The sequence below is a fragment of the Streptomyces sp. NPDC047043 genome (assembly GCF_040644055.1).
Lineage (GTDB): Bacteria > Actinomycetota > Actinomycetes > Streptomycetales > Streptomycetaceae > Streptomyces.
This window is the reverse complement of the sequence record NZ_JBEYVO010000046.1, coordinates 59675-73235: the sequence shown is the minus strand read 5'-3', so window position 1 is coordinate 73235 and position 13561 is coordinate 59675. Positions and strand designations below refer to the sequence as shown.

Here is a 13561-nt window from a genome sequence, read left to right as displayed (position 1 = left end):
AGCATCAGCGACGCCGCCCGCTCAGCACGGGCCGTCGGCAAAGGCGAGTGCCTCGCCCGCCCCGATGCGCCGGTAGATGGCCAGGGCCTCGCGCAGGTATGCGTCGGCCTGGCTCTGTCCGCGTGGGCGCAGATCGCAGCGGCCGATGCCTTCGAGTGCGCGTGCCTCCTCCAGCGGGCTCGGGACCGCGCGGGCCAGTCGCAGGGCTCGTGCGTGCTGGTTGCTGGCCCCGGACAGGTCACCGAAGTTCCGCAGTACGACTCCCCACTTGTTGCGGGTGACGGCTTCGCCGTGGCGGCTGCCGAGTTCCATGTGGATGGCCAGGGCCTCGCGCAGCCGGGCGAGCGCCTCGTCGCGCTTGCCCATCAGGCCTTGACCGGCGCCGAGATGGACGAGAGTGCTTGCCTCGCCGAAGCGGTCGCCGAGGCCGCGGTAGACGGCCAGTGCCTGCCTCAGCAGGTGTACCGACGCGGTGAGGTTGTCGGTGAGCCGGTGCACCACCCCCAGCTCCTTGAGAGCCGCCGCCTCGCCGAACCGGTCACCCACCTCCTGGCACAGGTCACGCGCCGGTCCCAGCACGGCGGTGGCCCGCTCGTGCAGGCCGCGCAGCCGCAGGACTCCTCCGATCTGCGCGAGCACCCCGGCCTCGCCGAACCTGTTGCCGAAGGCGCGGTGCACGGCGAGGGCTTGCTCAAGCGTCCCAAGAGCCCGGGGGTAGTCGTCGGTGAGGCGCTGCACGCCCGCAAGGTGGCTCAACGCCCGTGCCTCGGCCTGCCGATCACCGAGACGGCGATACGTCGTACAGGCCTGACCCAGCAGCTCGAGCGCGCGGCCGTAGCGATCGGTGAATGCGTGCACGACGCCCAGATCCGTGAGGGCACCCGCCTGGCCGTGCGGATCGTCGAGGCGCTCGTAGCGGATGAGTGCTTGCCTCAACACCTCGTCGGCCTGGGCGTAGTTGTCGGTCAGGTACAGCATGGCGCCGAGGTTCCGCAGGGCGCGGGCCTCCTCCGGCCTTGCCCCCATGAGTTGTGCCGCGGCCACCGCCGCCCGGTGCAGGGCGAGGGCCTGCTCCCAGGGGCCCGCCTGGTGCAGGAAGGCGTGCATGGCGAAGGCCAGGCGGATGACGCGGGGGTGCTGGGCCTGGGCCGAGGCCCGGGCGGCACAGGCGAGCAGATTGGCGTGTTCGCTGCGCATCCACTCCAGGGCGGCCCTTCTGTCAAGCAGGCAGGGCACGGGAGTGCGTGGCGCAGGTGCCGCCGGGTCCGGCGGCGGCCAGGACTGCGGGGAGAGGTGGCGGTCGGCCGCTTCGGCGGTTGTCTCGTAGTAGTCCAGCAGGCGCTCGATGGCCTGCCGGGTCTCCGTGGGCGGGTCCTGGGCCGCGTGATTGCGTGCGTGGTCCTTCAGCAGGTCATGCATGCGGTAACGGCCGCGGACCGGCTCGTCCAGGAGGTGGTCGGTGTAGAGGGCCTCCAGGTGTTCACGGGCCTCGGGTAAGGAAATGTCGCCCAGTGCTGCCGCCGCGTGGGCGTCCATGTCGTTGCCGATGTGCAGACCCAGCCGGAGGAACAGGCGCTGCCGGTCGGGTGGAAGATTGCGGTACGACAGGTCGAACGCCGCCCCGATCCGTACGTCCTCCGCCTGGAACTCGGCGAGCCGGTGCTGTGCCGAGGTCAGGCTGCTGACCAGGTCCGTGATGTCCCAGGCCGGATGGTGGCGGAGCTTTCCGGCGAGCAGGCCGATGGCCAGGGGCAGGCAGCCGCACAGTCGGGCCAGTTCGCCGACGGCGCTCTCTTCCTCCGGCCGCAGTGGACGCGACATGAGCCGGACGAACAACCGGCACGCCTCCTCGTGCGGCAGCGTGTCGAGCGACAGGCACTCCGTCTCCGCGAGTGCGGTCAGGCGACGTCGACTGGTGACCAGAACCAGGCACCGGCCGTCTCCCGGCAGCAGGGGCCGTACCTGGCCGTGCCCGGTGGCGTCGTCGAGGATGATCAGCATGCGTTTGCTGCGCAGAAGATGGCGCCACAGCTCCGATCGGCCGTCCTGGTCCGCAGGTAATTGCTGGGTGGGCACGCCGAGTCGGCTCAGCTGGTCACCCAGGACGGCGAAGGGCCGGGCGGGGAGCCGGCCGGGCGTGTGCGCGTGCAGCGACACCAGGAGTTGCCCGTCGGGGAATCGGTGCGCGAGGTCGTGGGCGAGGTGCACTGCGAGGCCCGTCTTGCCGACACCGGCCATGCCGTCGATCGTGTGGACGGCGGAGGTTCCCTGCTCGATGGTCCGGCCGATCGACTCCGCGAGGCCGTGCAGTTCCTCTTCGCGGCCGGTGAAGAACGGGTTGCGGCGGGGCAGGGTGTTCGTGATCGACACCGCGGTGGGGCCCAGGTAGTGGCGCGAGGCCCAGTGGGAGATGACGGGCGGTTTGAGGAGCAGTTCGGTCAGCTCGTTGACGTACCGCTGTTCCTCGGCGTTGAGGACCGGACGCAGCTCGTGTTCGACCAACTGTCGGAGCTCGTCGACGAGTTCCGACCGGCCCCGCAGCAACTGCCCCAGTTCGCGCTGCCATTGGACGGCCAGGGTGACCTGGGCCTCGTCGTCGTTCTCCAGCCGTGCCCTCAGGACGGCCCGGCGTACCAGTTCCAACTGGTTGCCGACGCTGTCCGGTTCCTGCGGATGCCGTTGCCCCCACCAGCGCTCCACCGCTGCCTTGGCGCGTTCCCAGCTCTCCGTGGTGAGCGTTGACACGAGCGTCACCGCCGCCGTGCTCGCCAAGCCCGCCGGATCCATGCCCCCACCCCCTGCGCGCCTGCCCACGCATGACTACGGTACGTGCCCGCAACAGGCTGTGAACAGCCTCGCATCGCCACGACGCAAGGCGGGCCGAGGACTTGATCTGGCGCCTGCCAGGCGGCTCCGACCTGGAGTTACGCGCCGATCGACTGGCCGGTGCGTACCGGGAAGAGCTCTCTTCGCAGTGATGCGCCTGCTGTCCGCGTCGTACCTGCGAGTCACCCCCGAGGGGCGTGCCCACGGGTTTCTCCCGGCCTGGAGCAGCACCGGGCGCTACGTAGCTTTGCGGACACCAAGCGGTCGCTGCCGGGGTCAAGTGCCGTGCTCTGCACGGGTGTTCGGGGGTTGTTCCTGCGCGTCGGTCGGCTATGCCTGCCCCAGATGCTGGGCGAGACGCTGGAACGCCGCCCAGGCGTGAGGGTCGGTTCCGTCGCCCAGGCGGTAGTGGAGGGCGGGTTCGGCTGCCGGCCCGAGCCGCACCGGCAGGGGGCCCTGGGGCGGATTTCCGGCGTGTGCAGGGCCGATGCGCCCCGCCTCGGTGTTGCCGAGCGTGAAGGCGACGGGTATCGGGGGGTGTTCGAGGTGCGCGGGCACGGTGAGGTCACGGCGTCCGGCCCGTAGTCCGGTGAGCAGGGTGACGAGCCCATGTTCGGCGGCGAGTTCGGCGGCAAGATCCTCCAGGGCGTGCAGAGGGGGTGTCTCGTCGTCGCCGTATCCCAGGGCCAGCGTGATGTCTTCCTCGACGCCGACCGGCGTGCGCAGCACGCGGACGGTCGCCAGGGCGGGACGTTCAGGGTTGCCGACGGCGGTCAGCCAGGTGGGGCGGGGCGCGCGTGCGCGGGCCAGCTCCGTCAACTCGCGTGTGTTCCAGGGCAGGTTGATCGGCTCGGCGGTGCTCCATCCGGCGGGTGGAGCACCGGTCAGGTGGCGGAAGGCAGCTTCCAGGGCGCTGCCGAGTACGAGGTCCTCGGCTGCGGGGTGCCCGGTGCGCAGGGTGAGCAGCAGTTGGCGGTCACTGCTGTCGGTGGTGGTGGGAGTGAAGGCGTCGGCGACGTGGGCGGTGCCGTTCTCGTCGCGTACGGGGGTGAAGGTGCCGTTCTTCCAGTGGAGTACGGCGCCGGACAGGCCGTCGTAGTAGCCGTGCTCGGGGTGTTGGACGACCCAGCGGTTGGGCATGCCGCGCAGGGCCGTGCGGGTGGGCAGGGTCAGGCGCGCGGTGGCTGGGGTGACGATCTGCAGGGCGCGGTCGGCGGCGGCCGCGCCTTGCAGGGCGTCGGAGAGCCAGCTGGTCATGGCGACCAGGGGGCGGTCTTGGATGACGACGGCCGTCGAGTTGGTGAGGACGTCCACGGCGGGGGTGGAGGTGGCCGGGACCGAGATCGCCGAGACGTCGGTGGTGAGGGGTACGACGTCTGTGGTGGCGGCCTCGGGTGGCCAGACCGTCCCACCCAGCACGGTGGCCAGCCGTCCGGCGAAGGATCCCGCGAGCCGGGCCGCCTCGGCGATGGCGGTGGAAGCGCGGGCCTCGGTCCACCACACCGGCCCATCCTCGACCGCGTGGTCAAGGAGGCGGGTGGTCTCGCCGGGGACCTGGATGAGGAGGGGCGCCTCGATGGAGACGAGCGGGCGGCCGTCGGGGGCGCAGAGCTGTACGACGGCGCCGTCGGCCCGGGCGCCCACAGTGAGGTCGGGGCCACCCGAGTAGAGGCCGGCCAGCAGGGTGTGCAGGTCCGGCATCTTCGGGGTGAGGGCGATGACGTCCTTGGTCACTCTTGGGAGGCCTCTTCTGCGCTGAGGGCGGTCTGGATCAGCAGGTGCGGGCGGCCCCGGCGGACCAGCGTGCCGCGGCCGGGCGGCTGCTGGGAGGCGTACAGGCCGGGGAAGAGCTGGCCCTCGGTACGGTCGCCGGTCATGACGAGGGCGGCCGTGCCGGTCTCCCGCAGGGTGGTCAGCAGCGGCTCGTACAGGGCGCGGGAGGCACCGGCGGCACGGCGCGCGAGGACGAAGTGCAGGCCGATGTCCTGCGCGGAGGAGAGGTAGGGCAGGAAGGGCGCCAGCGGTTGCTGGCCGGCGGTGGTGAGGATGTCGTAGTCGTCGACGAGGATGACGATCCGCGGTCCGCTGAAGGCGGGTTCGCCCGTCAGCGGTGCGTCGGGGTCGGCCGTCTCCGGTAGGCGCTTTTCCAGTTCGGCCGCGATGCCGGTGGCCAGGGCGTTCGCCAGCTTGGCGTTGTGTGCGTAGCCGCCGCGGTAGGGCTCGGGGATCACTTTGCGCAGGCCGCGGCGCGGGTCGAAGACGCCGAAGACGAGCTCCTTGTCCGAATGGCGCTCGACGAGCTGGGTGGCGATCAGTTTGAGCAGGTTGCTCTTGCCGCACTCGTTGTCGCCGAGGATCAGCAGGTGCTGGTCGGTGCCGAACAGGTCGAGCGGCACCGGGGCGAGGGTGTCCTGGTCGACGCCGAGGGGGATCCTCGTGGGTTCGGCGGTCGGCGTCGGCAGCTTCGCGGCGGGCAGGCGGGTCGGCAACACCCGTACCGGCGCGGCGAGTTCGCCGTGCCAGGTGGCGCGGACGGTACGGGCCGCCACCTCCAGGGCGGCAGCCAGGTCCCCGGCCCGGGGCCGGTTGTCGATACGGGGCAGCGCCACCTGGGCGAACAGCTTGCCGTCGGTCAGCACCCGGCCCGCAGTGTCCGGCGCGAGTGTCTCGGACAGCTTGCGGTCGATGGACGAGTCCGCCGGGTCGTTGAGCCGGAGTTCGACGCGGGTGCCGAACAGGGACTGGGTGGCGATGCGGACGTCGTTCCAGCGCAGCATGCCGGCGACGACGTGGATGCCGTAGCCGCTGCCGCGTTTGAGGAGGTCGGCGACCGGGTCGTCGAGGTCGGCGAACTCGTCGCGCAGGGCGCCGAATCCGTCGATGAGCAGGACGACGTCGGTGGCGCCCAGCTCGGCGAGCCGGCCCTGGGCGCGCAGGTGGCGCAGCTGGTCGACGGAGTCGATGCCGTGCTCGCGAAACAGCTCCTCGCGCCGGGCGAGCATGGCGCGCACCTCGGCCACCGTGCGCGCGGCGCGCTCGTGGTCGGCGCGGCCGGCGATGCCGCCGACGTGCGGCAGCCCGGCCAGCGCGGCCAGGCCGCCGCCGGCCAGGTCGAGGCCGTAGACGGCGACGTCGTGCGGGGTGTGGGTGAGGGCCAGCGAGAGGGCGAGGGTGCGCAGGAGCGTCGTCTTGCCGGACTGCGGTCCACCGATGACCGCCGCGTGCCCACCGGCCACGGTCAGGTCCAGCAGCCAGGGCTGCTGGCGCTGGCGGGCGGGGTCGTCGAGGGTGCCGAGCGGGAGGCGCATCGGGCCGTCGGCATGGGTGAGGCGGAGGCCGTCGGCGGCGGCCTGGAGGGGGCCCGCGGCCTGGTCGAGGGTGGTGGCGTCGGGCAGTGGCGGCAGCCAGATGCGCCGTACCGGCGGGGCGGCGGTGGCGAGTTGGCCGACCATGGCGGACAGCACGGTGGGCCCGGTCTCGCGTTTGGTGGCGGGCTCCTCTACGGCCTCGGTGTTCTGGGGGCTGTTGTACGTCGGATAGGGCAGGACGAGCAGGTCGTCGTCCCGCTGCTTTCGCAGCGTCGGGCCGTGGTAGGCGCCGGAGACGTACCCGGCCTTGAACCGCTCGTAGGTGGAGGTGTCGACCTTCAGGAAGCCGAAGCCCGGCAGCGGCGGCAGATGGAAGGCGTCGGTGGTGTCCAGCACCGTGCGGGACTCGTCGGCGGAGAAGGTGCGCAGGCCCAGCCGGTACGACAGATAGGTGTCCAGGCCCTTGAGCTTGCCGCCCTCGATGCGCTGGCTGGACAGCAGCAGATGCACGCCGATGGAGCGGCCGATGCGGCCGATGGACAGGAACAGGTCGATGAAGTCCGGCTTGGCGGTGATCAGTTCGCCGAACTCGTCGATGACCACGAAGAGGTGGGGGAGGGGCTCGAGGTCGGGGCGGGTCGTGGCGCGCAGGGCGGCGTAGTGGCCGATGTCGGCGACGTTCCCGGCGTCCTTAAGGACCTGCTGGCGGCGCTTGACCTCCCCGGCCAGGCTGGTGTGGACGCGCTCGACGAGCCCGGCCTGGTTCTCCAGGTTGGTGATCACCCCGGCGACGTGCGGGAGTTGTGTGAAGGGGGCGAAGGTGGCGCCGCCCTTGTAGTCGATGAGGACCAGGGCGAGGTCCTCCGGCGAGTGGGTGGCGGTCAGGGCCAGCACGAGGGTGCGCAGCAGTTCACTCTTGCCGGAGCCGGTGGCGCCCACGCACAGCCCGTGCGGGCCCATGCCGAGCTGCGAGGACTCCTTCAGGTCGAGCAGGACCGGTTCGTGACGGTCGGTCACCCCGATGGGGACGCGCAGGAAGTCGCGTTCGGTGCGCGGCGCCCACAGCCGGGCCAGGTCGAGCGCGGCCGGGTCGTCGATGCCGAGCAGGCCCGGGAAGTCCACCGGGCCCGCGACCGGGGTGCCCTCGGCGGCCGATTCCGCGGACAGGCGCAGGGGGGCCAGCATGCGGGCGATGCCCTCGGCGCCGGCGGCGGTCACGCCGTCGCAGGAGCCATGGGCGACAGAGCCGTCGCGCAGGTCCTCTACCGTGATGCGGTCGCCGGCGACGGTGATGCGCACGCTCACCTGATCCGGCTCGTGCACCTGCTCCTCCAGCAGGTGCAGCACGGTCACCCCCATCTCCGCCAGGTCGATCGCCGAGTCGGGGCGCGGGAGTTCCGTCGCGGTGTTGCCGTAGACGTCACTGACCACCAGCAGGCGGCCGGCCAGTTGCAGGGCGTCCCGGCCGGACAGGCCGCGGCGCACTTCGGCCGCGTATGCGGCGCGCCGTCGCAGGTCGGGCGCACAGTGCCGGGCCAGCTGTGCCAGGTCTCGTGCGATCCGGCGGGCCGCGACCGGGCCGTCGTACGTCTGCGGGTCGAGTACATGAGGCAGCCACTTGGCCCACTGCCAGTCGGCTTCGTCGCCGATGCCGAGGGCGAGAGCGGCGTCGTCCGGCGCATGGGCGACGGCCGCCTGGACCAGCAGGGCGCGGGCGACGCGCAGAACGCCCTCGCGGTCGCCGACGATGCTGACGTTCCCGGCCCGGTCCAGGGGGACGGTGAGCGGGAAGTCCGAGGCCGTGCTGAACCGGCTCTGCAGCGCGCGGGCCTCGTTGAGCATGAACGGATCGGGCGGTGTCAGCACCCCACCGGTGCTGTTCTGCGCGATCACCAGTTCCTGGACCGGTACATCGCCGGTGCCCGCCCGCACCCGCAGGAAGTCGGCGCTCTGGCGGCGGCGTTCCCACAGCCGCGCCGGATCGCGTACGACGTCGTAGAGCGCCTGGGGCGGCGGATTCAACAGGTGGGAGCGGAGCCGACGTTCCCGTTCGGCTGCTGCCAACTCCTCGCGCAGTTCCTCCAGATACTCGAGATACCGCTCGCGCTGGGTGCGCCTGGTGCGCTGGGCCTTGCCGCGCTGAGAGAGGAACAGCACCACAGCACCGGCCAGCGCAACGATCAGCACGATCGCGCCGAGCGCGGCGAACTGGCTGTTGCGGATGATCGTCATCATCACGACCGAGCTGATCACTCCGGCCATCGGCAGCAACGCGGTGGCGGCATTGCCGACCCTGCCCTCGGGCAGGTTCGGCGGGGCCTCGACGGTGCGCGGCTCGGCGGGGTCGAGGGGACGGGTGCTGCGGGCCGGGCGGTGCACGACCTGTTGGGTCATCGCGCCCTCACCGCCCGCTGCATCACCTCGGCGGCCAGACGGACGGCCGCGGCCCGGGTGTCCTGGCCCAGCATGGCGGTGTGGATGGGGCCTCCTTGGGCGAGATGACGGTCGTAGGGCAGCAGGACGACGGGCACGCCGGGTTCGCGCAGATGCGCGGTGGCAGCCTTCGCATCCAGCGTGGCGTCGGGGGAGGCGGCACTGAGCGCGACCACCGTGGTGGCCAGCGCCGCGTGCGGCAACTGGGCCAGCCAGTCAAGGACTTGGCGGGTAGCGTTGACGCCCTCGGCGGTCATCGGCGCGACCACGATGCGGGCGTGCGCGGTGTCCATGGCCGTACGGGCCACATCGCCCGGCAGGGTCTCGCAGTCCACCACCGTCACCGCGAAATAGCGCCGCAGCGCCAGCGTCACGGTGCGATACGTCCGTACGTCCAAGGGAGCACCGACCCGCCCCTGGCTCGCCGGCAGCAGCCAGCCGCCATCGGTCACCGGCACCAAGTAGCCGGTGACGTCCGTCAGTTGCATGGCGGGAGTCAGGATCCGGGCGAGATCGGCGCACGACCAGCGCACCGACTCGGCGCCCATCCGCACCGGCAGCGTGCCCAGCGCGGCGTCCGCCTCCAGGGTGAGCACCGGATCGTGCCGGTAGTGGTTGAACGTACGGCCGAGCAGCGCGGCGATGGTGGACTTGCCCACTCCGCCGCGGATCGACGTCACCGCGATCACCCGGCCGGTCGTGACCGGCTGCTGTATTTCCTGCGCGAGGCGCGTCTGTTCGGCGACGTCCTGACCGGCGGACGCGGTGAGCTGGCGCAGGGAGCGACCGGTGCGGCGCACCACCGAGTCGCCATGCTGCGGCCGGCCCAGCGCGATGGCCAGCCGCGGGTCGACGGTCGGCACGGACTCCGGGGCCGGGGCCGGGCGGCGAGGATCGTGGGTCTGGCGGGGGACAGGCGGAGCAGCCGGCGCCGGCCCGGGCGAGGGCGTCTGAGGCGCCGCCGGCACGGGGGCGTCCGGGGGCGTCGAGGGCGCGTCCTGGGGACTGTCGGCCAGTTCCCGCAGCACGTCGCGCTGCCAGTCCCCTGCCTGCGTCATGTCGATGCTCAGCCCCTCAGATTCGCACGCTCGTCAGGCGAAGGTGCCGAGCAGCCGCCCGTACACCCCGAACACGCCGATGACCAGCGGCAGCAGGGCGATCACGGCCGTCGACTCCAGGACGTCGCCCACACGGCGCACCCGCACCCGCACATGCTCGGCGGGCTCGACGGTCAGCGCCGCGAGAGCGAGGAACGCGAACAGCGCGAGTACGGCAACGGGCCCGGCCGCGGCGGCATGAGCGAGCCACACCGTGACGATCCGTACGGCGACGACGGCCGCTGCGGCCAGCAACACCACGACCTCGACGGTGAGCGGAAAGGCCCGCGCCCGCAGCGCCAGCACCAGCGCGACGGCGATGCCCGACAGCACAGTCCACACCGACACCGCATGCAGCAACAGCACCCCGGCCGCCGTGGCGGAAGCGGCGAGGAGGACGGTCGCCAGGGCCAGCCCGCGGTGCGTGGCCGCCAGCGCGGTCGCCACCTCGTAGCGGCTCACCGAGATCCCACCCGTCCGCCGGTCGTCCAGCCCGTTCAGACCCGAGGCCATCAACGCCAGCCGCGGCAACAGCCCCAGCGCGACAAGGGAGATGACGGCGAGCAGCGCGCCCACCCGGGCCTGCCCGACAGCACTCTCCGCCCCGCCCTGCGAGGCGATCGCCGCCTCCCACAGCGCGAGCGTGCCGCCGACGGCACCGGCGCCGATCAGAGCACCGCGGCCCAAGGGCGTGACCCATCCGGCGAGCAACAGCGCGACCGCTCCGACCACCGCAACACCCGCCAGCCGCGCCCCACCGGACCAGCCATGAGCGTCGGCCGCCGTCCAGGCGCCGAGTACTCCCAACGCGCCCGCGGTCACGACGAGCGTGGCGGCCGGCCCCGGTCGGCGGGCCCGGCCGGTGAGCACGCCGGCCAGTGCACACACACCGGCCGCGACAAGAAGGCCCCCGCCGACCGCAGAGAGGGAGAAGTGCCCACGGGCGAACACACCGGCAGCCGCCGCCCACACCACGGTGGCGATCCCGGCGACCTTCCGCCGCATCGCGGGCCGCCACCGCCAGGCCCGCAGACCGAGGTCGTCGGCGACCTCGTCCGTGACGTCGTGCACGACGGGAGCGGAGGGGGCGTCCTCGACCCGCACCAGCCGCAGCACCGCTCCGTCAGGCACACCGGCCGACTCCAGCGTGCCGTCGTGCGCCAGCGCCGACCCGTCCGCCGTCACCAGGTGCCGCAACTCCGGACGTGGCCCCACGCGATCGTCCAGCAACCGCATGATCTCCGGCAGCAGAACCCCGACCGGCTCCCGGGAAGGCAGCACGAGGTCGACCCGACGCCGTTCACCGACCAGTGTGATGCGGCTGAGCGCCGTACGACTGCTCGTCGCGGAACGACTCAGGGACCCCGTGGCTATCACGCGTTCGAACCTATCACCGGGTAGAAGGGGCAGTTGAGGGCGAGGAGGACGGCTGCGAGGAGGACTGCGGCGAGGGCTGTACGGGCGTCGCGTACGGACTCTTCCCGATCACCCGATGCGACACGAACGACCACCCCACACACCCGGCGCACAACACGGCCGCGACGACGAGACCGGCGACCACCTTCCCGACCCGCTCGTCCAGCGACCGCCGCTGCCGCTGTGCGCCGAAGAGCAGGGCGTCGCGAAGGCGACGGCGACGGACGGACACCGACTCGAGGAGCTGGCTGTCGTAGTCCTGGGCAGTCACGGTTGCAGGTCACCTCTCGGCAGTCACACAGTTCAGGTCGGGGCCTTGCCCCGTCTCCCCATGACCCGATCGATGTTCCGGAGCCGACACCAGCGTAGCGACGGTTGATCTCAGGTCTCGAACTCCCCTACCCAGGAACGGTGCAGCAAGGCGCGAGGGAGGTAGTCGGACTCGACGTCAATGGGGAACCCTGAGTCATAGGCAAGGCAGGCAATGGCCAACGGCCCGAGGGCTACGAACCCTTCGGGACTGTCGGCCCGTTGCGCATTGGCGGTCCAGTACTGCCGATGGTGTTCAAGAGCCTCCACCAGGGCGTCGTTGAACCCCGCGTGGTCCTGGCGAAGAAAGCGATGGAACAGGTTGATCGGCTGGTAGAGGACCTTTTCCAGGAGTTCCCGGTCCGTGTTCCTGGCGACATGGGGGTAGGAGGAATCGATCGTGGCGACCAGCTTGTCGACGAGTCCCGGAGCCTCCTGCCAATAGGTCTGCAGGGAATCAACCCAGTGGTAGACGTACGCGTCGTACTCGGCCCCAGAGGCTCGCAGGAGGCTGATGGGGAGCCGACTCAGCCGGTCCATGCGGCTGGACTCACGGCAGACAGCGGCCAGCCAGAACGCGTTGATCCAGTTGCCCGCGTCCGCGTAGTACTGCGGGCCCACAGCGGGGATCATGCGCATCTTGTCGGCGATGCGGCATTCGACGGTCCCCTCGCTGGTGGCCGCAGCGCTGAAGAGCGCACTTCCGACCTGCATGGCGGAGACGAAGGACTCCCACGTCTGAAGCCGACTCGCCGTCGTGTCCGTGGCGCACAGGGATCGTGCGAACGTCAGAGCCGAGTTGAAAGTCCGGTTGAAGCCGTTCGGTGAGTTTTCGAGCTTGTTGATGGAGCGACTGAGGCTGTTGTGCAGGATTTCCAGCGCTTCCGGTGATGAGGCGGTGGGAATTTTATGGCGCGGTAGTTGTGTCGGCACCAGTCGCCCCCTTCGGTAGGCTGATATCGAACTTCCCAGATCCGATGATCTCGGCGCCCCGTTGACTGTCGGGTTTCAGTGGCGAGCCTTTCCAGCGCCCCGTCAAGGACATCGATGGCTGTACGAGCGCGGGTACGGACTCACGACCGCCCCACGCACCTCGCACACACCACGGCCGCGATCACCAGACCGGCGAGTACTTTCCCGACCTGCTCGTCCAGTGACCGTCGCTGCCGCCGTGCGTCGAAGAGCAGGGCGTCGGGAAGGCGACGGCGGCGTACACCGACTCGGGGCTCTGGATGTCGTAGTCCTGGGCCGTCACGTTCTTCGGCCGCCAGTCTCGCGGAGACCGTGGATCAGGTCTCGAACTCGCCGACCCATGAACGCCTCAGTAGATGCCTGGGCAGGTACTCGGACTCGACCTCGATCGGAAATTCGTTGTCGTAAGCCATGCAGGCCAAGGCGAGGGGACCCAGGGCCACCAGGCCGTCACCGCTCAGGGCACGGGCCGCGTCGTCGGCCCAGTACTGCTTGTGCCAAGTGACAGCATCAACCAGGGCGCTGTTGAACTGCTCGGTTTCCTGCAACTGGAAGCGATGGAAGAGTTCGAGCGGCGGATAAAGGATCTTCAGGATGATTTCCTTGTCAACGACGCCCTCCCGTTCGGGATCGGTGCCCTTGACCGCTGCTACCAGCTTGTCCCACATCTCCGTCGCGCGACCGGCCCAGTAGTTCTGGAGAGCCTCCACCCAGTCGTAGACGTACTCATCGAAAGCTGCACCCTCGGGAACAGACTCGCGCAGGAACGACACCGGTACCCGCATGAGCCGATCAAGACGATCGTTCTCGCGGCAGATCGTTGCCAGATAGACCGATGTGAGCCACGCCCCCGCATGGGTGTACGGCATCGGCCCGGTCGCAGGCAGGTGCTTCACCTCGCCCGCACTCCCGATCCGGCACGGCACGGGCCCCTCGGTGGCCGTGGCCGAGTCGAACAAAGCGCAGCCGACCTGCATCGCTGTGACCCAGGCATCCCACGTTTCGAGCTTCGCTGCTTCGGGATCCGTCAGGCAGTACCACTTCGCCATGGTCAGCGTGCTGCTCAGCGCCCGGTGCCGGGACATCTCCGACCTCTCCAACCGGTCGAGCGTCCGACGCGTCCCATCGATGAGCGGCGCCATGGCCTCGGCCGCGTTGTCTGTGCGGAAGTCATGACGCGGAACGCTCGTGACCACTGAA

The 13561-nt window shown here is 70.8% G+C and carries 9 protein-coding genes; all 9 read right to left on the bottom strand.

Annotated elements, in window-relative coordinates; all coding sequences use genetic code 11:
- Positions 1-21: 21 nt before the first annotated feature.
- On the bottom strand, positions 22-2787 hold the full coding sequence (locus ABZ880_RS48220) for a tetratricopeptide repeat protein (protein WP_361277414.1): 2766 nt from the start codon (positions 2785-2787) through the stop codon (positions 22-24).
- A gap of 369 nt (positions 2788-3156) precedes the next feature.
- Positions 3157-4560: a DUF6177 family protein gene (locus tag ABZ880_RS48215; protein WP_361277413.1), complete on the bottom strand. Its 1404-nt coding sequence runs from the start codon at positions 4558-4560 to the stop codon at positions 3157-3159.
- Positions 4557-8528 carry a type VII secretion protein EccCa gene (eccCa, locus tag ABZ880_RS48210; protein WP_361277412.1) on the bottom strand — a complete coding sequence of 1324 codons (3972 nt, stop codon included), beginning with the start codon at positions 8526-8528 and terminating at the stop codon, positions 4557-4559. The genes ABZ880_RS48215 and eccCa overlap by 4 nt, the downstream gene beginning before the upstream one ends.
- Positions 8525-9625, bottom strand: a complete 1101-nt coding sequence (locus ABZ880_RS48205; protein WP_361277411.1) for a hypothetical protein — start codon at positions 9623-9625, stop codon at positions 8525-8527. Before ABZ880_RS48205 ends, eccCa begins: the two co-directional genes overlap by 4 nt.
- Before the next feature lie 33 nt (positions 9626-9658).
- Entirely contained in the window at positions 9659-11041 is a 1383-nt protein-coding gene (locus ABZ880_RS48200) for an EsaB/YukD family protein (protein ID WP_361277410.1), read from the bottom strand.
- Positions 11042-11054: 13 nt separating this feature from the next.
- Positions 11055-11351 carry a hypothetical protein gene (locus tag ABZ880_RS48195; protein ID WP_361277409.1) on the bottom strand — a complete coding sequence of 99 codons (297 nt, stop codon included), beginning with the start codon at positions 11349-11351 and terminating at the stop codon, positions 11055-11057.
- 110 nt (positions 11352-11461) lie between these two features.
- Positions 11462-12322: an immunity 49 family protein gene (locus ABZ880_RS48190; RefSeq protein ID WP_361277408.1), complete on the bottom strand. Its 861-nt coding sequence runs from the start codon at positions 12320-12322 to the stop codon at positions 11462-11464.
- Positions 12323-12503: 181 nt separating this feature from the next.
- Entirely contained in the window at positions 12504-12644 is a 141-nt protein-coding gene (locus ABZ880_RS48185) for a hypothetical protein (RefSeq protein WP_361277407.1), read from the bottom strand.
- 34 nt (positions 12645-12678) lie between these two features.
- The gene (locus ABZ880_RS48180; protein ID WP_361277406.1) at positions 12679-13557 is read right to left on the bottom strand and encodes an immunity 49 family protein; all 879 of its coding nucleotides are present in this window, start codon (positions 13555-13557) and stop codon (positions 12679-12681) included.
- Positions 13558-13561: the final 4 nt, after the last annotated feature.